This window comes from Chondromyces crocatus (assembly GCF_001189295.1).
In the GTDB taxonomy this organism is placed as follows: Bacteria; Myxococcota_A; Polyangia; order Polyangiales; family Polyangiaceae; genus Chondromyces; species Chondromyces crocatus.
Genome location: NZ_CP012159.1, coordinates 10,198,152 through 10,222,967, shown reverse-complemented (window position 1 = coordinate 10,222,967; position 24,816 = coordinate 10,198,152). Strand labels below are relative to the sequence as shown.

The following is a 24,816-nucleotide window of genomic DNA, read 5'->3' as shown; positions in this document are numbered from 1 at the left end:
AGACCGAGCTGACCCTTGTGAAGCGAGGTGAGCTGCACGTCTCCCGTGAATAGGGGCTACGGGCGACCATGACCAGCCTCATCGACCCACCTCGGTCGCTCTTAACGCTTCTTCAAGCAGCGACCATCATGCGGCGACCGAGCTGGTGCGGGCAGGCAGGTCCGTGGACATCCCATGGCGCTCCAACGATTCCCTTCGTGGCGTGGTCAAGCGATGAGGTGGCTCGATGGCAACGGACGGCGCGGCGCGCCCGAAGACGCGCCGACGCTCCTTCATGCCATCACTGTCAGCTGTTGTGCGCCATCACTGTCAGCTGTTGTGCGTCATCACTGTCAGCTGTTGTGCGCCATCACTGTCAGCTGTTGTGCGTCATCACTCCCAGCTCTTGTGCCAGAGCGCGTTGTCGCGTCCGCGTGCGAACATGTCGATGCGCCCCCGCGACCAGCTCACCGCATCCGGTGCCGAAGTGATCTCGCCTCCCAGCGAGTCCCAGTTCCGCCAGCGCCCATCGAACGCCCGATGCCACATCGCATCGTCCAGCCCCCGTGCGAACACGTCCAGCCGGCCAGTCCCCCACGACGCCACACCTGGCGCCGACTTCAGCTTCCCGCCGAGCGTTTCCCAGTCGCTCCAGCGCGAACGATCCTGCGAGATGTGCCAGAGCGCATCATCGGTCCCGCGCACGAACACATCGATGCGTCCGCGCGACCAGCTCACCGCGGCTGGATCCGACTTCAGGATCCCGCCGAGCGACTTCCACTCACTCCAGCGCCTGTCGAACGACTTGTGCCAGAGCGCATTGTCGGTCCCGCGCACGAACACATCCATTCGGTTCCCATCCCAGGAGGCCACGGCGGGCCCCGAGGTCAGCTTCCCGCCGAGCGATTCCCAGTTTCGCCAGCGCCCATCGAACCGGATCGTCCACAGCGCGTCGTCGGTCCCGCGCACGAACACGTCGATGCGTCCCGGCCCGCGGCTCACGGCGGCGGGATCGGAGGTCAGGATTCCGCCGAGTGACTCCCAGTTTCGCCAGCGCCCATCGAACCAGCGATGCCACAGCGCATTGTCGGATCCTCGTCCGAACACATCGAGCCGATTACGACCCCAGGACGCGACCGCGGGTCCCGAGGTGAGCACACCACCGAGCGACTCCCAGTCGGAGTAGACGGCCTCGGTCGAGGTCCCGACGTCCTCGACCCCCTCTCCGGCCGTGCCCTCGGCCGCGATGGCGCTCTCGTCATCGGAAGGATCGACGTCCTCGGCGCTGGCCGTGCAGCCCATCGCGTGGAGCGTCAACGCGCCTGCCGCGAGCCCCAGGATCCACCCGGTGGGACGTCGGAGCGGCGAGAACAATTTCTGGAACGTACTCATGGCTCATCCTCGCTTCACGGCCGAAGCCGTGGTCGGTCGGCGATGCACCCATGCATCACACGCGTACGTCCACAGGCACCGCGCATGCCGCATTGGGCTACCGACGTAATGAGGCGCGTGATGATGAAAGCCATTCGAAGGACGAAACGCGCGACTTTCTTGCCGTGCTCGTGCTGGCCGTGTTTCCTCGCGCAGCACAGGGATTCCACTTCGCGGCGCTGCACCTTTTCGTCGCGCTGGCGCGTCTCATCCGGCTCTCGCCCGAATCCGCTTCCATCGTCGCGACCCGAATCCCATCCTTCGTGAATCGGCGAGCGCTCCGTCTCCAGCATGGTCGGCACGCCGTCGCTGCGTCGCCTCGCTCGGCGTGGTCCTCGCTCGGCGTGGTCCTCGCTCGGCGTGGTCAGAGACTCCCCCTACGGCATGCTTGGCCTCGCGAGCAGCACCAGGCTCTCGGGGTGAGTCACCGTGTCGGTGATGTGGAGCCGATCGACGGTGACGACGGCAGGGCAATCCCCGAACGCCCCGCGCTTCGGCACCCCGTGCACATCGAAGCGCGCTTCGGCCCAGGTGGGCGCGTTCGAGCCCAGCGTCACGTGAGGCCAGAAACCGCTCTCCACCGCGTGCCCGCACGCGCGCACTGCCCTGGAAACCTCGCGGTGGAGCGCGTCGAGCGCCTCGCTCGATCGCACCGCCCACCACGCCACCTTGCGCACGTCGGTCCGCCGCAACGCCTCCACGGTGAGCTCGAGGGGCGCGCCGTCCATCGCGGAGCGCACCGCGGCCCCGCCTCCCTCCAGGGAGAGCGCCGTGAGCAGCGGCCGCTCCCGCGCGACGCGAAGAAGCGCCGTCGTGAGGGCGCCCAGCGACTCCGGCTCGACCTCTCCGAGGTACGCCAGCGTCAGGTGCAGCTCCTCGCGCGGCACGAGGCCGAAGCGCTCGCAGAAAGCCTGCTGCGCCCGCAGCACCTCGGGCGTCGGCGCCACGCGGAGCGCGACGTAGACCGTCTCCATCGGCCGCCGCTCCGGCGTGGCCAGCCGCGCGAAGACCGCATCGAGCGCCCCGTCGTCGTCGGCGCCGCGCGCGCTCACCATTGCGTGCTCCAGGGCGTCCCCCTGCGCTCCGACCCCCGGTCCGGCCGTCGTCTCGCCCGGGAGGGATTCGCCTGCGCGCTCCTCGCCGCTGGGTTGCCCGTCTCGGGCCTCGACACCAGCGCCGATCCTCACCTCGATGAACGCCACCCCTTCAGCCCGCAGCCTCCCGGGGTGCGCTGGAGGCGGAGGCCCCGCCGCGACGAGCACGACATGCCCTTGCCGTGCCAGCATCCCCGCGAGCGCGCTCGAAGCAGCGACGCCTCGGCCCTCTCCATCGCTCTCTCCGTCCCCGAGCACCAGGAGAGGCCGCAGCCCCTCCCCATCGAGGACGACGGGGACACGACCCCGCGAGAGCAAGCGCTCCCGAGCCCGCCGCGCGAGCGCCGTCGCATCCGAGGAAGACGAGCCCGAGAACCAGACGATGGCCGACATGGCGTGAACGAAGGTAGCCGGCCCTCGCGCCTCCTGTCGCGTCGGACGACACGAGGGCGCCAGAAGCTCCAGCATCCTCGGCCATGGAAGCGCCCTCTTCCCGGTGCTACCCGCCCCTCCATGGGGATCGACCTCTCTCTCGTCGCGACCTCACGAACCACCCCCACGGAGCGACGCGCCGAAGCCGACACGCTCCTCGCCTACGCGCGCGCCTTCATCCCCCTCGGCTGGGCACTGCTCTTCGACCCCGAGGACGTCGTTCCCGTGCGCACACCATCAGGCCTCATCCCCACCCTCTTCACCCGCGCCGAGAGCGCGCTCCACCGGCTGCGCACCCGAGGTCCCCACCTGCGAGCGGCCGCCGGCGCGCATGCAGACGGCCTCGCCCTGCTCGAAGCAGCGCTCTCGGAAGCGCCGCACGACACCCACGTCCAGCTCTTCGTCGACGAACTCTTGAACACCTGGGCCGACGACACCCGCCGCGCCCTGCAGGCCTTCGCGGGCAACACCGCCGCGACGCTCGTGTCGGACTGGCGAGAGGCCCTCTCCCTGTCAGGCACCCAGGTGAAGGACGGACGCCTCGCCCTCGCCGAACACAGTGGCCCGCTCGCCAGCGCCGTCTCCGGCCAGGTGCTCGGCAACCCTCCCGTCTCCGATCCCCATCCCAGGCAGCCCCCCTCCCTCGCGTGGGCCTGGACAGAGCAACCCCTCCTCCCGATGAACCCCGCTCGCTCCGTCGCCACCGCGCTCGACCACGTGCTCCTCGCCCACGACCAGCTCGACGTCCTCACGACCGTCCTCCTGGTCGACGAGACCAGCACACCCCAGACCGCCGCGACCCTGGAGCGCGTGCTCATCGACGCCATCCAGCCAGCGCTCGCCCCGTACAAGGGACTCCAGCGCCGCTCCTGGCGCGGCGCACAGCATCACCCTGGCCTGAAAGAAGCCGCGGCCCAGGTGGCCGAAGACCTCGTCGCGGGACGACCCGCCTCCTTCGACCCCTTGCGCCAGTACCCTCGACCGGCCGCAGCGGAGGCGCTGTCCCGGGCGCGCCCCCGTCGCTACGCCCCCGTGCGCAAAGCCCTCCGCGGCATGACCGAGCCGCTGGCAGCGCCCCTCGCCGTCGCCGTGGAGTGCGAGGCCGACTGCCCTGCGGCTGTCCGCCTCGCCCTCTTCACGTGGTGCGAAGACGGCACCTCGCCCCACGACGCCTCCGATCCCGACGTCCTCCTTGCCCGACGCATCGCCGCCCTCGGGACGACCGACCGCCCCCTCTGCGCCCACGACCCGCTGGCCACCATCGAGCGACTCGCCGCGAACCACGTGCGCCCTTGGCGCCTCCCCCCGCTCTCCACCTCGGGCCCCCTCATCGCCTTCGCCCTCGCGCGGGCACTCTCCTGCACCCGCTCCCTGGCCCTCGCGAGCTTGCACACGGCCCCTCGCGATGCGGGGCTCGACGACCCACCTCCCGACGACATTGCCACCCTGGAGACCCTCCGCCAGCAGCTCCTGTCCTGGTCCTGCGCGCTGTTCGACGCCGACCTCGACCCCCGCGCCCGCGCCCGGCTCCTGGAGCGCGCGCGGCGCGACCCGCCAGACGCCTTCCTCACCGGCATCGATCGCCGCTGCGTGCAGCTCGCGCTGGGCGACCTCGGCGAGGCCCCTACCGTGCTCGACGCGATCCCGCCCGGCGCCGACCGCGCCACCGCCGTGGTCAACGCGCTCCGGTCGAGCGGCGCCGGCCGAGCGGCCATCCCCTGGCTCCAGCGCGCCGCCGAGAACGACGTCGAAGCGGCCCTCCTGCTGCTCGCCGCCGCTCCGGACGACGGCCCGAGCCGCGCCGTGGCGCTGCCCGTTCTCGCGCGCCTGCCTTCGACCGTCGAGACCACGCATCGCCACTTCGACGAGGGCATGCTCACCCCGCAAGAGTACCAGGCCGTGCTCGACCTGGCGGAGCGGGTGATGGGCACCCTCGAAGCCCAGGTCGACGACCGTGATGCCCCCGCTGCGGAGCTTCTCGTAGCGCTGCGCGCGGCCCTCCTCGCGGGGGCTCAGCGAGGTGAAGAGCAACCCTGAGCTGCATCCTTCACGGAGGTGCCGCCGTCGCCGCGGTCCGCCGAGCGCCATTCTTCATTTCTTGAGCGAATATTTCTTCGGACTCGACGTGCTCGTCTTGGCCTCGCCCGTGGTGCTTTCGGGGAGCTTGTCTCCGAGGAGTTCCTTCATCAATTGAGCAGAGATGTTGTCGGGGTCCTCATTGCGATAGATCAGATAGTTGAACATCGCCGCCACGCACAGATCGCGGTTGGCGAATTCGGCATCCTTGGAGAGGTCACCCTTCGGCGTGATCTCGGAGGTCTTGCCGTCCTTGTCGGTGTAGAGGGCGTGCCAGTGCAACCTGACGTTTTCATTGAGTGCTTGCACCTCGCGCAGACCGGGAACTTCTGCACGGATCAACACGCTGTTGGGATCATAGGAACGCATGTAGATGTGGACGTCGCTGCTCGCCCGCGCAACGAATGCCCGGGAGAGCACGTTCCACATCGGCCCCAGGAGTGGCCAGCTCGAGTGCAACTTGAGCGCCATGATCACTTTCCCGAGCCTGGAAGACTCCAGCGTGGTGTGCCCCTTGGCCTCGGCATAGTCACTCACACCGAGACCGCCCGCCCAGAGCGCCATGGTGGTGCCGGGGGTGATCTCCAGCTCTTCGCTGACCAGACGGCCGAGGGCCTCGTAATATGGGTTGAACCCCCAGCTGTCATTGGCCTTTTTCAGCTCGTCCAGATATTCGATGCCACTCATGAGGAGCCCCCACGCCTGATTGATCTTCAGGGGAGGGACCCCGCTTTCTCGCATCAGCCGCGAGAAGGTCGGCCACTCGGGGTGGGCGGTCATCTTTGAATAGAACCGAGACAATGGGTCCGAGCATGGCGTGAACGCCGCAGGAGGCCTGCCGGGGAGCGCCTGCCCATCCGCCAACCCCCGCACCGCGGACATGACCGCGCTCCAGCGCGATGTCATCTCGCTCGCTTGGCGGTCATCGTCTTCATCGTCAGGTGTCATGGTCCCCTGGCGCCCCTTGTTCCTCGGCCGTCAGGAATGGCCCGTTCCACGCATGGTCGTCGTGGGCGTCATGAGCCTCGTCCCAGGCGCTCGGGGGTACGCCTTCGCTCAGCATCAACACCCGCGTGTTCTCATCCGGGTATTCCCAGCGCAGCCAGACGAGAAAATCTGGCTGCTCGTCGAAGCGGGGTCCCAAGGCGAAGCAGAGCGCCGCGAACGCCGTCAGCGCCGACTGCCAGGTAAACCCGTGCCGACGGCCCCGTGCCACGGCAATGCCCGCCCGCCGGCGTAGCTCTTCCGGAGAAAGCGACCGCGCGCCGCCCAGATCGTGCTCCACGAGGCAGGCAGCCACACGCCCGACGAATCTCTCTTCCTCACGCTGATGAAACACCGAGAACTGGTGGGCGGTGATTCTCATGCTGGGATGCACGACAGAACTATCACAGAAAGCCCTGACGGCCTGGGCGTCGTGCCACGACATTCCCTGTTCGAGGGCTCTCCGACTTCCGGTCGATGTGGATGCCACTGCGGCATCGTGGGCGAGGCGAGAACTGCCCGATTCCAGGGTCGCAGTCCTCGGCTGCAGCGCCCATGAAATCGCGTCAGTCCAGCGTCACGGCATCCGCCTCACGCCCGGCGGCTCCCACGTGCCCTTCACCGCCGACTCCTTCGGCCAGTACATCCGCAGCATCAGCGCGAACTCGCCCTTCGGTGCAGGGAGCCAGTTCGACACCTTCTCGTCGGCAGGCGACGTCGACTGGATGTAGAGGTCCACCGACCCGTCCGCGTTGTGCTGGAGCTGGTCGACGGAGTGGATCGCGTACCGATCGAGCGCATTGTCGACGAAGAACATCTTCTCGTCGTACATCGTCACCGACCAGAAGCCCTGGACGGGCGGCATCGCGCCTGCATTGAAGTGCAGCACATAGCGCTGGGTCCCATTCAGCCGATGACCGCGCTCGTCCACCCGGGTGACAGGGTACATCGCATCCTCGTGGCGGTTCGCGCCGAGCCCGATCAGCGCGACGTATGCCCGTTGCAAGTAATCCGTCCCGTACCTCCCGGTCTTCCGGCTGACGAGCCAGCCGTTCTCCATGTCGCCGGCCTTCTGCTCGTGCGCCTTGATGGCCTGGAGCCCTGCCTTCGGCGCGCCCTTCAGCCCGCGCGCCACGGCGGGGTCGAGCTTCTTCATGTCGAACGGCTGCCCAGGGACGATGCCGATGCGGGCGAGCTTCGCGACCAGGGGCGCGTCGGCTCTGGCTGGCGGGTCGTCCTTCATCTGCGCTGCCAGCATCGAGAAGAACGCCTGTGCATCCATGCCGTTCACCTGATCCACGACCGGCTTCTTCCGGTCGACCTCCTGCTCGACCGCACCTTCGGGCGGCGTGTACCGCGTCCCGTACGCGCTGAGCGGCGTGAGCGACAGCGCGTCCTGGAAGGCGTGCACCCTCGCCAGGTCGGCGGGCGTGCCGCTGCTGTAGGTCCGCCCCAGGATCCACACCATGTTCGTGGGAGCGCGAATTGCCGTGAGGCCCGCTGGCAGCTTCCCGTGGAACGAGGGCCCGACGATCGCGAACTCCTTCTGTTGCGCGCCCGTGGTCCGCGTCCCTGGCGAGGCGAAGACCTCGGTCCAGCCGGACAGCATCGGCATCAGGAAGTAGCGGCCCTGCGACTCCGGGATGTGCAGCACGATGGGCTCGCGGGAGAGATCGAGCCAGGCCTGCGAGTAGAGCGTGTCGTTGTTCGGCGCGACGACGTCGGTGAACCCGGCGGAGACGAACTCCCTGGCATGTGCGAACTGATTGATGGGAGCGCCCTTGAGACCTGCGGGCTTTGCCACACGGGTCAACTTGCGCTTCGTCATCTCCATCGATACCAGCGGATAGCCATACACATAGGCCTCCGTGCCAATGGCCAGCGCCTCCTTCTCGCCCACCTTGGCTGCTGGCGCCGCGTGGCTGGGGGCAGCGCTCAGCGCGCCCAGGGTGACCAGCGTGAGAATCGCTCGATGTTTCATGAACGGCCTCCCATCCAGGAACCCCCGGATCTTCGCGGGCGGAGGCGCGCGTCTCGGGGTGGAGCCAGCCGCAGGTGGACGGGTTGCCCGTCCATCCGCCGGGACCGCGGCATTCTCGGTGAGAATCGTTGGGTCGCTGAAGGCGGCTCGCAAGCGGTCGCGCCCGGGTGAGCCTGCGCCCTGACGATGCCCTGCGCCGAGGGCTTCGGCTCGTCTGGGCCCTTCGCGGAGGCACTCAACCGTGAGACGGTGCGTCGCCGCTGGGAGACCCGGGAGGAACGTTGCAGATGGATGCACACCAGGAGCTGCTGGAGGCAGCCGCGCGAGGGGATCAGGCCACGGTCACACGCCTCCTCGAAGCCGACACGCGCCTGGAGAGGGCGGACGAGCAAGGAGCCACGGCGCTCCACCACGCAGCCGGCGGCGGCCACCAGGCGCTCGCCCTTCACTTGCTGTCGCTCGGCGCCGACCTCGACGCCGAAGACCGGGACGGCTGCACGCCGGCCGCCAGCGCCGCGAAAGAGGGGCACCTCGGTGTCCTCCAGGCGCTCGCCGACCGTGGCGCGTCCCTCGACAGGGCCCTCGTCGAGGCGGCGAGCCATGGGCATGCGGCCGGCGTGGACCTCTGCCTCGCGCGCGGTGCGTCGCTCGAAGCCCACGACGAGTACGGCGAGACCGCCCTCCACAAGGCCGCCGAGCGGGGCGACGTCGAGGTGCTCCGCGCCCTCCTCGCCCATCAGCCCGACCTCGATCGCGCCAACATCAACGGCTGGACTGCCCTGATGCGCGCGGCCGGTGAGGGCCACCTGAGCGCCGTCCAGCGCCTGCTCGACCGTGGCGCCACCGTGAACCACACCTCGATGTTCGGGGAGGAGACGGCGCTCTCGTGGGCCTCGTCCCGCGGCCACCTCGACGTGGTGAACGCCCTCCTCGGGGCGGGCGCGCTCCTCCTCGGGACGGGATCGGTCCACCCCCTCCAGGCCGCCGCGTCCGAGGGCCACACCGCCGTCGTCGCCCGTCTTTGCGACGCTGGTGCCGACGTGAACGACACGCGCGACGCCCTCGACGACGACACCGCCCTCTCTCGCGCGGCCCGCGGCGGCCACCTGGAGACCGTGGACCTCCTCCTCGCCCGAGGCGCCGCCCTCTCGGAGCGCGCGATCCTGAACGCGGCGGAGCGCGGAAACGAGGCCGTGGTCGAGCGACTCCTCTCCGCCGGCGCACCCTTGCCCGACGACTTCCTGATGAAGGCTGCCGAGGGCGGCCAGGCCACGCTCGTGAAGCTCGCCCTCGACCGCGGCCAGCCGGCCGACTCCCCGGGCGGATATTGGAAGCGCACCCCCCTCGCCGCGGCCGCCGCAGCCGGCGCGCTCGACGCGGTGAAGCTCCTGCTCGACGCGGGCGCCGACCCGAACGCGAAGGACGGCGACGGCAAGAGCCCGGTCCGCCTCGCCGTGGATCGGAGCGCGCACGACGTCGCGCAGCTCCTCGTCTCCCGTGGCGGCCGCGCCGAACGCAAAGAGCTCTTCGAGCACGCCGCGTGTGGCGAACTCGCCCGGGTCCAGGCGCTTCTCGACGAGCGCGTGAACCCCGACGTGCGGGCGCAGCTCGGGCGCACCTCGCTCCACGAAGCCGCGGCCCTCGGGCACGCCGCCGTGGTCGACGCGCTCCTCCAGGCCGGCGCCGACCCGAACCTCACCGACGACGACGGCTTCACGCCGCTCATGGACGCCTCCGACTTCGGCCACGCCCCGATCGCCGCAGCCCTGCTCGATGCCGGAGCCGACCCCTTCGTGAAGGACGCCCAGCAGTTCACTGCCTTCGCCCTCGCCGAGCGTGGCGGCCACCGCGCCGTCATCACCCTCTTCCGCGAGCGCGAGGTGGATCGCGACTGGCGCCCCGACCTCTTCGAGGCCGCCCGAACAGGCGATCGCGCCGCGCTGGTGCGGCTCCACGAGAAGGGGCGCCCACTGCACCTCACCGAGTACGGCGCCTCGATCCTGCACCTCAGCGCCGAGGCAGGGCACCTCGACGTCGTGCGCTTCGCGCTGGACCGCGGCCTGTCCGCACACGACCGGAATGGCTCCGGGCGCACGCCCCTCTTCGCCGCCGCGACCGCAGGCCACGTCGACATCGTGCGCGAGCTGCTCGCCCGTGGCGCCGACCCGAGCACGACCGACACCTACGAAGAACCTGCGCTCGTGAGCGCGGCCGCCCGTGGCCACACCGAGATCGTGCGCACTCTCGCCGCCGCAGGCGCCGACGTCGACGCGGCCGACGGCGAAGGCAAGCGCGCGCTCGACAGGGCGCTCGACTACGGCAACGACGAGACGGCCCTCGCCCTCCTCGCCCTCGGCGCCAGCGCGGACGCCACCACCCTGGCGCTGACCCTCGACGACAAGCCCGACATCGCCCGCGTCCTCATCCAGCGGGGCCTCCCGCTCCCTGGCCACGCCAGCGCCGCGCGCCGCCTCGCCGTCGCCCTCTGGGCCGAAGGCGTCGACGCCACCTTCGACGACCCCGGCGCGGCCGTGCTGGAGAGCGCCACCTCGGACGACCTCGACGTGCTCCGCGCCTTGCTCGAACACGGCCTCGACCCGAACGCGAAGGACGAGCACGGCGACACCCCCCTCCTCCGGGCGAGAGCCCGCGCCGAAGCGCCCATCGAGGCGCTGCTCGAGGCGCATGGCGCGAAGGCCGTCGGCGGCCTCCTCCAGCGCGCGAACGCTGGCGACCCGATCACCGCGGAAGCCATCGAGGCGGCGCTCGCCGGAGGCGACCGGCTCGACACCGCCGACGACGAAGGCCTCACCGCACTCCACCACGTCGCCAAGGCGGGCGACGAGGCCTCGGTCGAGGCCCTCATCGCCGCGAACGCCCCCCTCGACGGCCTCACGACCGACGGCCTCACCCCCCTCCTCCTCGCCCTCGCCGAGAAGCACCCCCCCGTCGTCGACCTGCTCACGAAGGCGGGGGCCAGCCTCACCGCGGGCTCTGACGAGCACTGGAGCACCGCCGCCCACCACCTCGCCATGAAGCAGCTCGACAGGGCGCGCGAGCTCGTGGCGCTCGGCGCTTCCACCACCTGGCTTCTGCACGCGGCTGCCGGGACCGGCGACCTCGCCGCCGTCGCCCTCGCCAGCGAACTCGGCGCCTCCGCCGCCTTCGTCCGACAGCAAGGCTTCACCGCCGCGCGTGCTGCCGCAGAGAGCGGCGTCCGCGCCGTGCTGGACGAGGTCCTCCGCCTCGGCTCGTCCCGGGAAGGCGTGCTGCATGGCGCCGTCGACTCCGGGAACCCCGCCATGATCCGGTACGTGCTCGACACCCTCGGCGTCGACCTCGACGCGAAGGACGCCTGGGCCCGCACCCCACTCCACCAGACAGCCTTCGCCGACGCGGCGCTCGCCGCCTTGCTCCTCGACGCTGGAGCAGATCCGAACATCCCTGACGAACGCGGCGAGACCCCCCTCTTTTACGCCGTCGAACAGGAGAACATCGCCTTGATCAAGCTCCTCCTCGCCCGGGGCGCGCGCGCAGGCCACGCCAACGAGAACGGCGAGACCGTGGCCCACCGGGCCCGCTGGAGCGACGCCGAGGTGAAGCGCGCGCTCGGCCTCCCGACCCGCAGCAGCTCCCACGGCGGCTACGGAGGCGATGGCAGCGACGACGACGAAAGCAGCGACGACGAAAGCAGCGACGACAGCGAGGAGGCCGGTGATGACTGACACGACGGATCTCGACCCGATCCTCCGCTCCGACGACCTGCGACGAGAGCGCCTGGCCACCTGGCTCGACGCTGCGCGACGCCCCTGCTTCGAGCCCCTCCTGGAGCCTGGCGACGGCACGCCCGACGACGCCAAGATGGGCGGCACGCCCCTCGGCGCCTCCCCCGTCTGCAAGGGCTGCCAGCGGACGATGGTGCTGCTTCTTCAGCTCGACCCGGCCACCCTGCCCGAAGGGGCGCCTCTCGTCGGCGAGGGCCCCTTGCAGGTCTTCCACTGCGGCAACCACGACTGCGACCACGGCGATCTCACCCACGCGCCTGGCGGCACCGGCGTGCGCCTCCGCCTCGGCTTGCCGAAGGCTTCCTCCAGGGCCACCAGCGCCACCTCGAAGAAAGCCAAGCCCGTCGCCCGGGGCCAGGCCAGCCGCATCATCGGCTGGAAGCCTGGCGTCGACCTCCCGAGCAGCGGCGACGCCGACGCGCTGCGCCTCGACGCCAAGGAGCTCCGCCTCACGCAAGCGCAGCGCAGCCGAGGCGGCGACAAGCTCGGCGGCTACCCGAGCTGGATCCAGGCACCTCAGCCCGCCTCGTGCCCCACCTGCGACGCCCCGATGCGCTTCGTCTTCCAGCTCAGCGCTCGCCTCGTCGACTTCGGCGACGCCGGCCTCGGCTACGTCCACCAGTGCGCGAAGCACCCGACGAAGCTCGCCTTCTCGTGGTCCTCGACCTGACCCGAGCGCCCCCCGAGACCTTGCTCCGAACCGCACGGGCTGAAGATTTCTCCCTCGCGTCTGGAGAGCAGGTTTTCCGCGCTCGAACCATGCATGACGTCGTCCCGCTGCCCGTCCCTCGGACATGCGAATCCATCAGCCGAAGGGAAAGGAGATCAGGGATGACCGTGATGTTGCGCTTCGAGAGACCGCCGGGAGGCTTCTTCCCGCGCCAGGCCGACGTCGCCATGGCCCTGATGTCCCTGGCGTGCCCAGCGGCCTTCGCTGGCTCGCCCCCCTCGCCCTGACCTTCCTGGTCGCCTGCGGCGGCGACGCGGACGACGGCCGCATCGAGGTCGACCCGCCCCCGGCGGCGCCCGACGCGACGCCCTGGAGCGTCGTGTACGGCTCGATCGAGAACGAGCTGCGGGTGCCGAGGTTGAAGGTGGCCGTCGACGGGAGCGGCAACGTGGCCCTCGCCGGGTTCGCCGCTGGCGAGATCGACTTCGGTGGCACCAAGCTCGCCAGCTCACCGCAGCTGGCTGGGTTCGTGGTGAAATTCGATCCGAAGGGGGAGCTCGTCTGGAGTCACGTGCTCACCGAGACGCGCCCCTACGACGTCGCCTTCGACGGCGCTGGCAGCGTGATCGTGGCGGGCGCGCTCCTGGGGCAGACGGATTTCGGAGGAGGGTCCCTCGCTCCTGCCGACGAAGCGCGCCTCTTCCTCGTCAAGCTCGACGGGGATGGCAAGCACCTCTGGAGCCAGCGCTTCGGCCCCAGCGACGAATATCCCAGCGCCGCCCTGACGGTGAAAGACGGCGGCGAGATCCTCCTCGCGGCCACCATGACGGGCACGGCCGACGTCGGCGGTGGCCCCCTCCCGGCCAGCGCCGAGCAAGCCATCCTCGCGCAGTTCAGCGCGGACGGGGAGCACGCGTGGAGCCGGCGCCTACCGAATGGATTTTACGTCGACGGCCTCACGGTCGACAGGACGGGGCATGTGCTGGTGTCGCTCGGCCATATGCTCCTGAAGCTCGACGCGGGGGGCGACACCCTCTGGATCAGGGAGTTCGACGGCGCTTCGGGCGATACCCGCTCCAACCGCGTCGCCTGCGACGCCGAGGGCAACGTGCTCGTGACGGGGATGTTCACGGACACGCTACGTCTCGGTGATCTGCGGCTGCAGGCCCATGCGAACCCACCCCTGGAATCCGGAGCCCGCGACTACGAGGGGTTCATTGCGAAGCTCGATCCTTCGGGGGTCCCGCTCTGGGCCGAGCGCTTCGGTGATGGCAACTTCGCGCGAGGAATGGCTGTTGCTGCCGTCGGCGACGAGATCGCCCTCGCCGGGACGTTCAACCACGTCCTGGACCTCGGCGGTCGCAGGGCGCCCGGCGCTGACTGCAGCACGGGCTTCGCTTACCGGCTCGACGCCACGGGCAAGGCGCGCTGGGGAAATGCTTACATCAACAACAATGCCCTCACCTGCTTGGTGGTGGAGGACATGGTCATGTCGGGCACGACCAACCCGGTGATGGTCGGCTTCTTTGGAGGGGACGTCGACTTCGGCGCCGGCCGCATCTCGACCGGTCTCGCTGGGTTCGGGTGGTCCATCTTCATCGCCAAGCTCCCTCGGTGAGCATGGGACGCGCTCTCCTGGCGCGTGTGACCTGATGGACGGGAGCGCCCTCGGGCCCTGCCGCGCCGCGCCGAAGTCCTCCGGTGTGTGCCGAGCGCTTCGCTGGTGCGCCTGCGCCTCCTTCGGTGCCCCTGGCGCCCGATCGTTGCATGACGTCGTCCCGTCGCCCGTCTCTCGGGCAAGCACGCCACGAGGCACCGTCAGGTAGAGCGTAATTCTTCGCTTCGAGAGCACCCCGTGAGACCTCTGGCGCGGAGCGCTTGCTGCCTCGATCATGGAACCTTGATCATGCCCCGCTCCCTCTCCTGGTTTGCCCCCCTCGTTCTCACCTTCCTGGTTGCCTGCGGCGGTGACGACACGAACCCCACCGACGAGGGCGAAGAGGATCGACCTCCCCCTACGCCCGATGCGACGCCCTGGAGCGCGCCTTACGGCTCGGTCCTCCGCGATGAGTTCGACTCGAGGCTGAAGGTGGCCGTCGACCAGGCCGGCAACATCGCGCTCGTCGGGTTCGCGGCGGGTGAGATCGACTTCGGTGGCACGAAGCTCTCGAGCTTCAACCAGGAGCAGGGCTTCGTGGTGAAGTTCGATTCGAAGGGAACCATCGTCTGGAGCCACGTCTTCCCGCAAGCCCTTCCCATCGACGTCCGGTTCGATGCTGCGGGCAACCTGGTCATCGCCGGCATGCTCCAGGGCGCGACGGACTTCGGAGGAGGAACGCTCACGCACCCCAACGAATACGACGTCTTCACCCTGAAGCTCGACGGAAACGGTGACCATCTCTGGAGCAACGCCTTCGGGCCGGCGGGGTACGGGATCTCGGCGCTCGCGCTGAAGGAGAGCGGCGAGATCATGCTCGTCAGCACCCTGAGGGGAACGCTCGACCTCGGTGGTGGCCCTCTGACGGCCTCCTCCTATGCAGCCTTCGCCGCGCAGTTCGACGCCGAGGGAAACCACCAGTGGAGCCGGCTCCTGGCCGATGGCACCTTCGGCGACGGCCTCACGATCGACGCGACGGGAGCAGCCCTCCTGTCGCTCTACACGAGCCAGACCTACGAGGTCATGAAGCTCGATGCGAACGGCGAGATCGTCTGGCGCCAGCCCTTCCAGGGCGCGTTGAGCTACGGGCGCTCCAACCGCATCGCCACCGACGCCGAGGGCAACGTGCTCGTGACGGCATTGTTCAATGACTCCCTCGATGTCGCTGGGCTGACCCTGGAGGCCTACGCGGACCCCCCGGTGGACCCGGGCAACACCGACCACGAGGGGTTCATCGCGAAGCTCGATCCCTCGGGCGAACCCCTCTGGGCCGAGCGCTTCGGAGATGGGGATCATTCAGGAGGACTTGCCATCGCCGCCGTGGGCGACGAGATCGCCCTGGCGGGGACGTTCGACAACGCCATGGACCTCGGTGGCGTCAGGGTCGCCGGGCGAGACTGTCACACGGGCTTCGCCTACCGGCTCGATGCCGCTGGCAAGGCGCGCTGGGGAGACGCTTTCGTCAATGACAAGGCCATCGCCTGCGTGATGGTGGAAGACATGGTCATGTCCGGCACGACCCACCCGGTGATGGTCGGCTTCTTCGGAGGCGAGGTGGACTTCGGTAGCGGGCGCATCGCGACCGGCCTCGGTGGGTATGGCTTCTCCATCTTCGTGGCGAAGCTCCCTCGGTGAGCGCGCGGGCCACGCCGGCCTGCCGTGAGCGCCCGCGGCGTGTGTCGCCGACCCCGGGTCAGCTCGTCAGCATGACCAGGTTCCCGTCCGGATCGCGGAGGTACGCGATCCTTTCTCCCCACGGCTGATCGACCGGCGCGACGACGACCTCGAAGCCAGCCGCGCGCGCCTCGTGAACGGTGGCATCGACCTCGTCGACGTCGACGCACAGCTCGATGCGGTGGCCGCTGGCTGGACGAAGGGGCTCCCCGTGGATGCCGGTCGTCGCCGTCATCGCCCCCAGACCGATCTCCGAAGCACCGAGCGTGAGCACCACGAACGCGGGTTCACCCTCCTCGGGGAAACGGTAGCTCTCCACGCCACCGAGCAGCCCGCCGTAGAACGCCAGCGAGCGCCTCAGGTCGCTGACCGACAGCATGGGGAACAGCTTGCTGGCCCGAGGCCGGGCGCGTGAGGCCACGGACTCGTCCGACCGATCCGTCGCCTTGCGTGATGCGTGCTCCATGCCGCCCATGGGTACCCCATCGAGCGCGAGCATGCGCGGCATCGGACAGTGCCGGACGGCCCTCGCATCTGCCCTCCCCGCGGCACCTGCCTGCCGTCGACCCGACGGTGGCGGTGATGGCACCGCCGACGCCAGCAGCCGTCGTCAGGATGGACATGCCGATCGACCCCGCCTTGAACGAGCTGGCGCCAGCGGCCTCCCAGTCCTCCGCGGCGGCAGCCTCAGAGGCCTCCACGCCAGCTTCGACCATCTGGCTGGCGGGATTGACGGCATCAAGGGCGCCGGGCAGCCCGCTCTCCTTGTAGCCATTCCAGGCGGCGGTGAGGGTGGTGTAGGCGACGTAGACGCGGCTGGGGCCACCCAGAATGCCGAGCTTGGCGGACTCCAGCAGCATCCTGGCCATGCCGATGCGGACGCCATCCATGATGCGCCGAGCGATGGCGTCACCGCGGCCCAAGGTCTGCAACGTGGCCGGGAGCTGCGGACTCCATCCGCTACGGACCCCAAAGGTATCGACGTCGACCGGCGCCTGGGTCGAACCAGCACCAGCGGCCTCCTCCAGATTGCCCTCGACGACCTTGGGCGGCGCGGGCGGCTTCGGCTCGCGCGGGGGACCGAACACCCAGATGGTGCAGCCCTGCGAGCATCCGTTCTCTGTCGCAGGTGGCTGCTCCTGAAACCCACTCGGATCGACCAGCGACAGCGGACTGTTGAGCACGTAGGAGTACGCGTTCCAGCTCTGCCCGAAGAGAGCTCGAGGCACGAGTGGATCCGGCGTGAGGAACCGGCCGAGCTTCGGGTCGTAGATCCTCCCCTTCATGTTCACGAGGCCGAGGTCGAGGTCGAGATCGGCCTCGTGCCCGGTGAATCCCAGCGAGGACAGCTCGTGGGGTGACGCCTGCTGCCCCGAGCCCCAATCGGGGTGGCGTAGCGCGCCGAAGGCGTCGTAGCTGCGCTGCTCCGCGACGCTCCCGGTCACACCGTCGGTGAGCACATCGATGGATCCGAGGTGGTCGACGTGCACATGCAGCGCGCGCGCGTGCCTTGCGCGGCCGAACGCCGCCCCGGTGTGACCACGCGCTCGTATAGCTCGCCGAAGCCGTGAATATGGATTGCAATACGGTACGCCGGTACGTGAAGGAAGGAGCGCTACCCCTCAAGCTGCAATGTCGCACATGTTACGGCGCACCCGCTTCTTGCTATGCGATAGATGGCCGGGTGAGGTCGAATAGATCCGGATCTGCGTGTTCGAGGCGATCTTCAAACGCATCCCACCCGAGTCTTGCAACGAGCGCTGCCTCATTCCGGTGAACAGGAATAAGCCAAGGGAAAACGGTTGGTGGTTGTGTCTCGGGGTATGTTGCCAATGCGTCGGGGAATACCACTGGCAGCGCAATATAGAGTCCAGTGCAAGGGGAGCCAGGCGCGACGGCAAACCCGAGGTGAAACACCTCGCCTCGAAGCAATGCCTGATGGTCGTGGACCAGGTTGTCGGCAATGTGCGCCAGCAGTCTTGCACGATTTTCGTCAGCGAAGCGAAGCGAAACAGATAGGAGGAGTTCCTGACGGACCTCGCGCCCTTGTGGCATCTTCAAAACGTGACGGCTCAGTCCAAGCGTTGCATACGTCACGGTTCCTGGAATAGGGCATTCTTCGAACAGGCACACCTGAACGTCGGCCGACTCCCCAACGCGACTTCCCCAGCCTCGGGCTATCGGACCAAGGTAGCGCTCCATGTGCTGGTCGATGGTGCGTGTCATTCTGCAGGCCTCGCTCCGCGACTCCGATTGCATGAGGGGCATTCTAGGCGCGTACCATTGTTGTAGTCGTCGAGGACCCCCTTGCGTGCCTTGCCGACCTGCTCGCGCGTGCTCCATGGAGGTTGGTGATCCACGTCCCAGTCCCTCGGTGCTTCGCGTGTGCCCTTTCCTGGTGCGACTTTAACCTCTTTGCCACAGGTAGGGCAGAGCCGTCCGCCCATCGGTCCTTCAGCAGCAGAGTCCCACGCTCCTTGAACGGTGCCTTTACGAAAACTCCCCGGCCGTTTCGCTACCCCCCCAGCAGTCCCAGCCGCCGCCCTTCCTGCCGCCCCCGCCGTTGACCCGACGGTTGCGGAGATGGCGCCCCCGACCCCAACAGCCGTCGCCAGGATCGACATCCCGATCGACCCGGCCTTGAACAAGCTGGCGCCGGCGGCCTCCCAGTCCTCTGCGGCGGCAGCCTCGTAGGCCTCCACGCCGGCTTGGACCATCTGGCTGGCGGGATTGACGGCGTCGAGAGCGCCGGGGAGCCCGCTCTCTTTGTAGCCATTCCAGGCGGCGGTGAGGTTGGTGTAGGCGACGTAGACGCGGCTGGTGCCGCCCAGGATGCCGAGCTTTGCGGACTCCAGCAGCATCCTGGCCATCCCGATGCGGACGCCGTCCATGATGCGCCTGGCGATGGCGTCACCACGGCCCAAGGTCTGCAACGTGGCCGGGAGCTGCGGACTCCATCCGCTACGGACCCCGGAGGTCCCGACATCGACCGGCGCCTGGGTCGAACCAGCACCCGCGGCCTCCTCCAGGTTGCCCTCGACGACCTTGGGCGGCGCGGGCGGCTTCGGCTCGCGCGGGGGACCGAACACCCAGATGGTGCAGCCCTGCGAGCATCCGTCCTCTGTCGCAGGTGGCTGCTCCTGAAACCCACTGGGATCGATCAGCGACAGCGGGCTGTTGAGCACGTAAGAATAGCCGTTCCAGCTCTGCCCGAAGAGGGGCCGCGGTACGAGCGGATCCGGCGTCAGGAACCGTCCGAGCTTGGGGTCGTAGATGCGGCCCTTCATGTTCACGAGGCCGAGGTCGAGATCGGCCTCGTGCCCGGTGAAGCCAAGCGACGACAGCTCGTGGGGTGACGGAGGCTGACCCGAACCCCAGTCGGGATGGCGCGGTGCGCCGAAGGCATCGTAGCTGCGGCGCTCGGCGACGCTGCCGGTCACACCGTCGGTGAGCACGTCAATCGACCCGAGGTGGTCGACATGGACATGCAGCGTGCGCGTGCCTTGCGCGATCGAGCGCCGCACCAGCGTGACGACGCGCTCGTCGTTGCGCACGTGGTAGCGATGCTCGACGGCTCCCGTGACGACATCGGTCACGCGCTCGTACACCTCGCCGAAGGAGGCGATCTCCTGCGTCGCCGTGGTCTTGAGCACCCGCTGCTGGAGGCCGTCGTACGCGAAGTCGACGGTGTCGCCGCTGGTGAGCGCGATTCGCTTCGGTAGGTCGAACGCGGTGTAGGCGATGGTCGCGCCGGGTCGCGACGTCTGGTTGCCGACGGCGTCGTAGCCGTAGAACGCGCTCCCCGCCCGAATGACGGCGTGGGGCTGCGCGGGGTCGTACTCGTAGGCACCGACGCCGGGCTTCTGGAGCAGGTTGCCGTCGGGTCCGTAGGTGAACGGTCGCTGGCAGAGGGCAGCATTGATCAGACCGAACTGCGCGCACGTCAGCTGGTCCAGCAGGTCGTAACGAAAGCGCTCGACGTTGGCGTGGAGGCCATCGGAGCGCTCGACGAGCTTGCGACGATCGTTCCAGAGGTAGGAGAGCTGCTGGACGGGCCCCCCTGCCGTCTGCGTCTCGATCCGACTCACCCGCTCCTGTGCCGCGTCGAACGTGCGGAGCGTGGTGGCGGTCCCCCCACCGAAGCGCTCCCCCGTGATGCGATTCCCCGCATCGATCGCGGTGGCTCGCCAGAACTCCGCCCCCGACCCCGCATCCTTCAGCGCCCGCAGCCGCCCGTGAGGATCGTACTCCCGCTCGACGGCGAAGCTGCCGATCCCCGGCGCGCTCGGGTACTCGATCCGCTCGAGCCGGCCGCTCAGATCATAAGACAGCCGGCTGGTGAAGCTTTCCCCTCCGATCTCCAGCGTCGTCGTCGCTGGTCGCCCGAGGTGGTCGAAGCCGTAGCGCAGCCGATGCCCATCGGGGCTGACCACCAGCGCGAGCTGACCCACTCCATGCTGCGCGTCATCCCAACGGAACTCGGTGACGCCGTCTTCGTCGACCTGCCTGAAAATCCGACCCAGCGTGTCGTAGCGGGTCGTGACCGCGCGTCCTGCCGCGTCGAGCGATGAGATCTTCTGCCCGTAACCGTCGTAGTGCGCAGTAGAGACTCCCCGGTCCGGGCTCACCTGCCGTCGCACGCGGCCAAACGCATCCCGCTCGGTCAGCGTCACGGCACCAGCGGGCGTGGTCACCTCGCGCAGCCCCCCGAAGGGACCGTAGGTGTACCGGCTGACGCCACCTTCGGGAGCACCCACTGCCGTGGGCCTCCCGAGCGGATCGGTGGCGATGCGGGTGACCGCTTGCCCAGGCGCGGTGATGACCTCGTCCCGCCCGATGTACTCGTGCGTCGTCGCCGCTCCCCACGGCGTGACGTGCCGGAGCACCCGCCCCATCCCGTCGTATTGCCACGTCTCTCGCACCTGCACCGAGCCTGGTGGCGCGGGCTCCGCGATCGGCAGCGAGCGCCAGGCGAGGTGCTCGCCCCGTGCATCGAAGCCGACCTCCTGCATCATCCGCGGCGCTTGCTCTGCCCCCACGTCGAGCGCTTGCCACCACCAGCGCACCTCCCGCCCGAGCCCATCGAACTGCACGGTCTCGTCCTGGCCCCCCACCGAGGCGGTGCGGAGCTTCAAATTCCAGGCGTTGCCAGCCGCTCCTCCATCCTTCGTCCACGTCCGCCGGATGGCCGTAGGCATGCGCCCGGGAAGGCTCTCCAGCGTCACCCGCCCGAAGCCATCGTAGGCCCAGCGGCTCACCAGGCCGTTGGGATCCACCGACGCCCGCAGCACGCCCAGGGCCGGGTCGTAGCGCGTATAGCTCTGGTGGCCCTCCAGGTTGCGGTGGGCATAAGGCATCAAGCCCAGCGCGTCGTAGCTGGTGCAGCTCGCGCGCACCTGCCCCGTCCCGTCGCGCGAGCGGGTGCTGTGGATGTTGCCCAGCGCATCCCGCGAGAACCAGACATCCAGCTGCATCTCGGCGTCGAAGGGCTCTCCTCCGACGCGCTCCAGGCGGACATGGCCGCGCCCGTCATAGCTCCGGTGCATCACCCGGCATTGCGTTTCGCCGCCCGCTTTGCTGCACGTCGTCTCTCGCGTCAGCTCGCCTAGGCGCCAGGAGAGCGGGTCGTTGTCGAAGGTGCGGGTCACCGAGAGTTCGAGGTCGACGCCCTCCGTCTGCGTTTGCTCGGCGAGGATGTTCCCGTAGAGGTCGAAGTCGCTGACGGTGCGCAGCGTGTCGCTCATCCGCGAGGCGAGATCTCCCTCCAGAGCGCGCACGGCTTCTTCGAGCGTCTTTTCACTCCCCGGCGAGAACGTGCCTTGATGACGGCTCTTGCCCTCCAGCAGCGAGAGCGTGAAGTAGGTCCCCGCCTGCGTGGGGATCACCACCGGGTAACTGCGGGTGGTCAGCAGCTCGACCGAGACCGGCTCTGCGCTGTGCGCGTCCAGCGGCAAGCTCGGACTCCACCTCCATGAACGCTGCACCTGCCCTCGGAAAGGGAAGGCCTGGAACGCCCCATCGAACGTGACGTTGTCGTAGACCTCTGCCGTCCCCGCGCCGGTGTCGAGGTCACGCACGATCCTCGTCCCGAACCCCAGAAATCCTCGGCCCAGGCGGTGATGACGGCCATTGCGGTAGGCCACCTGGAAGGTGCGCGGCCGATCCGCGCCATTGTTGAGCACATAGCCGCTCACCACCCTGCGATGCCCGACCACGCATCGCACCGGATAGCGGCACGGCTCCTCATCGCTGTGCTCCAGAGGCCGGTAGGTGCGTTGCTCGGCTGACGGGATTCCGGGCGTGTCCTCGAAGCCGGCCGTCGTGCGCGCACGATCGATCAGGTGGTCGTACCGGATCTGCACGTTGGGCAAGTACTCGGCGTCCTCCGGATCGTGCGCGTTCATGCCATCCGTCACGGCCGCGAGCAGGTCCTCCTGACCGAGGACGTTCTCGAACACATGGACCCGGTTGTTGAACGCATAGAGCAGGTCCTGCGCCCCATCCCCATTCACATCGGTGACCCGCGGCGTGAGCGGATGGTCGGGCGTGGGCAGCTCGTCCTGCTGGAGCACGATGCCCATCGGTAGCCCGGGATGGACGATCTCGAACGTCCCCGGCCCGACCTCCCCCGTCGCCTGGAGCACCTTCCACGCGGGCAGCGACTCCGAGCCCCCATCGCTCATGGCGAGCAGCAGGTCTTGCCGCCCATCGGCGTTGTGATCGAGCACCGACGCGAAACGAACGAACCTCGCAGCCCCGAGCGTCGGTGTCGCCAGGCTCGGTACCGGCGCCGCGAAGCCCGCGCCCGTGTTCATCGACGTGTACAGCTGCTCATCGTCCCGGTTGCTCTGCACCGCATCGGGTAGCCCATCGCCATTGACGTCGAGGAAGAACACCCGGTCACCCGGTGGCGTCAGCCGCAGCTTCGTCAGCGCGCGCGTCCACGATCCATCGGACAGCTCGTACGAGAACGCGACGTACTGCGACCCCGCCCGCACCTGGCTCCCGACGAGGACCAGCTCCTGCATCACCAGGTCCACCCGCCCATCCGCGTCGACATCGACCGCGTGCAGCTCGGCGTGGCACGGATAGGAACTCAGCGCATGCACCCGATCCCCATGCGGCTCGAAGCCTTCCGCCACCGCCGTCCAGCGATGCAGATACCAGAGCTGCTCGTGCGCGCTCCTGTGGCACTGGAGCAGATCCACCATCCCATCGCCGTCGACATCCACCAGGTGCGTCGACGCATCCGGGCTGCGCAATCCCGCCGGCGTCATGCCCATCGTGAACGGTCGCGGCACCCCCGTATCCCGCCGCGTGAACCTCCCATCGCCCTTCGACAGCAGCACCTCCCACGTCAGCGCCTGCCCGTACACATCGTGCAGGAACAGGTCCATCCGGCCATCGTGATCGTAGTCGAGCGGCGTCCCCTGCTCCGGCTGGTACGGTGGCTCCCCGTCGATGAAATGCGGCTGCTCCTGTCCAGTGACGGCCGCCTCGAAGAACGCATGCATCAGCTCCTGGCTTCGGTTGAGCGCGACGGACCAGCGGGTGATCGGCTCTTCCGTGCCGGCCTCCACCACCATGTCGGACATCACCAGGTCGTCGAGGCCATCGCCGCTGACGTCGATCGTCATCAGCGTCCCGCGTTCCGACAGTGGCACCTCCACGGGCGTCTGCTGCTGCCTGTAGCCAGCCGCTCCAGCCGTGTGCCAGGTGAAGCGTGTCGGTGGCTTGCACGTCCCGTCTCCCCCGCACTCCCGGACGGCTTCCAGCCGCAAGCGACCCGTCGCCGGCCCATGCCCGTACGACAAGCGCAGCTCCCTCGCGAGCACCTGCCCCGGCCCGAACATCTGGATCGAGCGCAGGCTCAGCGAGCGGCGCAGCTCCATCCCACGGGCGTAGAGCACGCGCACATCCGCCGCCTCCAGGGGCCCATACGTGAACTCCACCGTGCGCGACGCCGGCAGGGTCGGATGCCCGGTGTACGTGATCCGCTGCGGCGCGTGCTCGACCGTGTAGCCCTTCGCGTGGAGGTCATTCCGATAGACCACCTCCATCGTGTTGCCATCCCGGTCGCTGAGCCGCGTCAGCAGCCACGACCGCACCACCTCCTCCTGCGCCAGCACCCGGCCCGACGATTCTCCACCGTATTCGTAGATCAGCCCCGCCTTGCCATATGCACGCAGCCGCTTCGGCCCACGCGTCGCCGGCCAGCCTTCGCTCTCCGCAAAGTCGGCCTCGACCCGCGTGAAGCTGTCCGGGAACGTGCGGTACTCCCGCGCCACGCGCCCTGGCTGCGGGTCCACGGGGACGAGCCGCTGCCCATCGAGGCACAAGGCGTCGTCCTCGGCATCCCGGACCGGCACGATGTGACCATCCTGCGCCACATTCCTCGGACATCGCTCGACCGACGAGAGGCCCTGCAAGTGGAAGCCGATGCCGAGCAGTCCTTCGCCCTGCGCGCTGTCGTAGGTGATCGCCAGCGAAGGCTCGATGCCGGCGCGGCCTGGCAGGGTGGGAACCGGGATCGTGTACGTCGCCTCGCCCGTGCTCGTGACCGAGAAGCTCCCTGGCAGGGTCCCCGCCGCAGCAGTGGGTCCCTGCGCGAGGTCAGGCGGGATGGGGGAGGAACCGTCGTCGGGGCCGAGGCACAGGAGCGGAGGGATCGGCGGGATCGGGGAGGCATCCCAGAGGGCCTGGGAGGCGCTGGACCAGAGGAGCGGAGAGCCAGCGTCGCTGCACGCGCCGACGACGAGCACAGCGATGAGGAAGAGCAGCGCTGACGGAAAGGGATGGCGTCGTCGAGAGGGTGACGAGAGTGCTGATGAAGAGCGGAAGGCACGCTGAGCGCGCGGGGTGGATGTCGACATGGACGCGTTGTCTTGTCTCCGGCGGGGAAATGGTGCGCGGTGAGACGTGCCTCGCATCCTAATCCCCGGCTTTTGGCGACCAGCAGCCGGCCTCCAGTGGCCGTGAGCGGTCGCCAAGAAAACAGCAACCGCCTGGTTGCGTATCTCGGGGTTCTGTCCTAGAAACGCAACCAGGAGGTT

Annotated in this window: 14 protein-coding genes; 5 read left to right on the top strand and 9 right to left on the bottom strand. The window is 68.9% G+C overall.

The window, feature by feature from the left end; translation table 11 throughout:
• Positions 1 to 372 precede the first annotated feature (372 nt).
• Both CMC5_RS36980 and CMC5_RS36975 read right to left on the bottom strand, forming a co-directional pair.
• Positions 373 to 1,371, bottom strand: coding sequence for a PLL family lectin (locus tag CMC5_RS36980; protein WP_050434807.1), 999 nt, complete (start codon positions 1,369 to 1,371; stop codon positions 373 to 375).
• A gap of 416 nt (positions 1,372 to 1,787) precedes the next feature.
• The gene (locus CMC5_RS36975; protein WP_050434806.1) at positions 1,788 to 2,897 is read right to left on the bottom strand and encodes a 2'-5' RNA ligase family protein; all 1,110 of its coding nucleotides are present in this window, start codon (positions 2,895 to 2,897) and stop codon (positions 1,788 to 1,790) included.
• A gap of 120 nt (positions 2,898 to 3,017) precedes the next feature.
• Here CMC5_RS36975 and CMC5_RS36970 point away from each other — a divergent pair, with 120 nt between their 5' ends.
• Positions 3,018 to 4,973 carry a hypothetical protein gene (locus tag CMC5_RS36970; protein ID WP_050434805.1) on the top strand — a complete coding sequence of 652 codons (1,956 nt, stop codon included), beginning with the start codon at positions 3,018 to 3,020 and terminating at the stop codon, positions 4,971 to 4,973.
• 54 nt (positions 4,974 to 5,027) lie between these two features.
• Here the strand turns inward: CMC5_RS36970 and CMC5_RS36965 are convergent, their stop codons facing one another.
• From CMC5_RS36965 to CMC5_RS36955, 3 genes are all read right to left on the bottom strand, one after another.
• Positions 5,028 to 5,960: a hypothetical protein gene (locus tag CMC5_RS36965; protein WP_050434804.1), complete on the bottom strand. Its 933-nt coding sequence runs from the start codon at positions 5,958 to 5,960 to the stop codon at positions 5,028 to 5,030.
• Positions 5,950 to 6,378, bottom strand: coding sequence for a hypothetical protein (locus tag CMC5_RS36960; RefSeq protein ID WP_156339139.1), 429 nt, complete (start codon positions 6,376 to 6,378; stop codon positions 5,950 to 5,952). The genes CMC5_RS36965 and CMC5_RS36960 overlap by 11 nt, the downstream gene beginning before the upstream one ends.
• 195 nt (positions 6,379 to 6,573) lie before the next feature.
• Entirely contained in the window at positions 6,574 to 7,977 is a 1,404-nt protein-coding gene (locus CMC5_RS36955; protein WP_050434802.1) for a DUF1254 domain-containing protein, read from the bottom strand.
• A gap of 287 nt (positions 7,978 to 8,264) precedes the next feature.
• Here CMC5_RS36955 and CMC5_RS36950 point away from each other — a divergent pair, with 287 nt between their 5' ends.
• The 4 genes from CMC5_RS36950 (at position 8,265) to CMC5_RS36930 (ending at position 15,724) form a co-directional block, all read left to right on the top strand.
• On the top strand, positions 8,265 to 11,702 hold the full coding sequence (locus tag CMC5_RS36950) for an ankyrin repeat domain-containing protein (protein ID WP_050434801.1): 3,438 nt from the start codon (positions 8,265 to 8,267) through the stop codon (positions 11,700 to 11,702).
• Entirely contained in the window at positions 11,695 to 12,432 is a 738-nt protein-coding gene (locus CMC5_RS36945; RefSeq protein ID WP_050434800.1) for a YwqG family protein, read from the top strand. The genes CMC5_RS36950 and CMC5_RS36945 overlap by 8 nt, the downstream gene beginning before the upstream one ends.
• Before the next feature lie 247 nt (positions 12,433 to 12,679).
• Complete coding sequence (locus tag CMC5_RS36935; protein ID WP_050434798.1) at positions 12,680 to 14,050, top strand: NHL repeat-containing protein; 1,371 nt, start codon at positions 12,680 to 12,682, stop codon at positions 14,048 to 14,050.
• 288 nt (positions 14,051 to 14,338) lie between these two features.
• Positions 14,339 to 15,724, top strand: a complete 1,386-nt coding sequence (locus CMC5_RS36930; protein ID WP_050434797.1) for a hypothetical protein — start codon at positions 14,339 to 14,341, stop codon at positions 15,722 to 15,724.
• Between the two features lie 58 nt (positions 15,725 to 15,782).
• On the opposite strand, the gene CMC5_RS36925 is transcribed toward CMC5_RS36930, so the two are convergent.
• The 4 genes from CMC5_RS36925 to CMC5_RS36915 form a co-directional block, all read right to left on the bottom strand.
• Positions 15,783 to 16,082, bottom strand: coding sequence for a VOC family protein (locus CMC5_RS36925; RefSeq protein WP_245678063.1), 300 nt, complete (start codon positions 16,080 to 16,082; stop codon positions 15,783 to 15,785).
• Positions 16,051 to 17,253, bottom strand: coding sequence for an RHS repeat domain-containing protein (locus CMC5_RS36920; protein WP_050434796.1), 1,203 nt, complete (start codon positions 17,251 to 17,253; stop codon positions 16,051 to 16,053). The genes CMC5_RS36925 and CMC5_RS36920 overlap by 32 nt, the downstream gene beginning before the upstream one ends.
• A gap of 175 nt (positions 17,254 to 17,428) precedes the next feature.
• Positions 17,429 to 17,989: a suppressor of fused domain protein gene (locus CMC5_RS43600; protein ID WP_169796771.1), complete on the bottom strand. Its 561-nt coding sequence runs from the start codon at positions 17,987 to 17,989 to the stop codon at positions 17,429 to 17,431.
• Positions 17,986 to 24,636 (bottom strand): RHS repeat-associated core domain-containing protein, encoded by a 6,651-nt coding sequence (locus CMC5_RS36915; RefSeq protein ID WP_169796770.1) that lies wholly within the window; start codon positions 24,634 to 24,636, stop codon positions 17,986 to 17,988. Before CMC5_RS36915 ends, CMC5_RS43600 begins: the two co-directional genes overlap by 4 nt.
• Positions 24,637 to 24,816 lie beyond the last annotated feature (180 nt).

Excerpts from the sequence above, each read along its gene's own strand:
- CMC5_RS36980 (WP_050434807.1), bottom strand. The coding sequence starts at position 1,371 with ATGAGTACGTTCCAGAAATTGTTCTCGCCGCTCCGACGTCCCACCGGG.
- CMC5_RS36975 (WP_050434806.1), bottom strand. The coding sequence starts at position 2,897 with ATGTCGGCCATCGTCTGGTTCTCGGGCTCGTCTTCCTCGGATGCGACG.
- CMC5_RS36970 (WP_050434805.1), top strand. The coding sequence starts at position 3,018 with ATGGGGATCGACCTCTCTCTCGTCGCGACCTCACGAACCACCCCCACG.
- CMC5_RS36965 (WP_050434804.1), bottom strand. The coding sequence starts at position 5,960 with ATGACACCTGACGATGAAGACGATGACCGCCAAGCGAGCGAGATGACA.
- CMC5_RS36960 (WP_156339139.1), bottom strand. The coding sequence starts at position 6,378 with ATGAGAATCACCGCCCACCAGTTCTCGGTGTTTCATCAGCGTGAGGAA.
- CMC5_RS36955 (WP_050434802.1), bottom strand. The coding sequence starts at position 7,977 with ATGAAACATCGAGCGATTCTCACGCTGGTCACCCTGGGCGCGCTGAGC.
- CMC5_RS36950 (WP_050434801.1), top strand. The coding sequence starts at position 8,265 with ATGGATGCACACCAGGAGCTGCTGGAGGCAGCCGCGCGAGGGGATCAG.
- CMC5_RS36945 (WP_050434800.1), top strand. The coding sequence starts at position 11,695 with ATGACTGACACGACGGATCTCGACCCGATCCTCCGCTCCGACGACCTG.
- CMC5_RS36930 (WP_050434797.1), top strand. The coding sequence starts at position 14,339 with ATGCCCCGCTCCCTCTCCTGGTTTGCCCCCCTCGTTCTCACCTTCCTG.
- CMC5_RS43600 (WP_169796771.1), bottom strand. The coding sequence starts at position 17,989 with ATGACACGCACCATCGACCAGCACATGGAGCGCTACCTTGGTCCGATA.
- CMC5_RS36915 (WP_169796770.1), bottom strand. The coding sequence starts at position 24,636 with ATGTCGACATCCACCCCGCGCGCTCAGCGTGCCTTCCGCTCTTCATCA.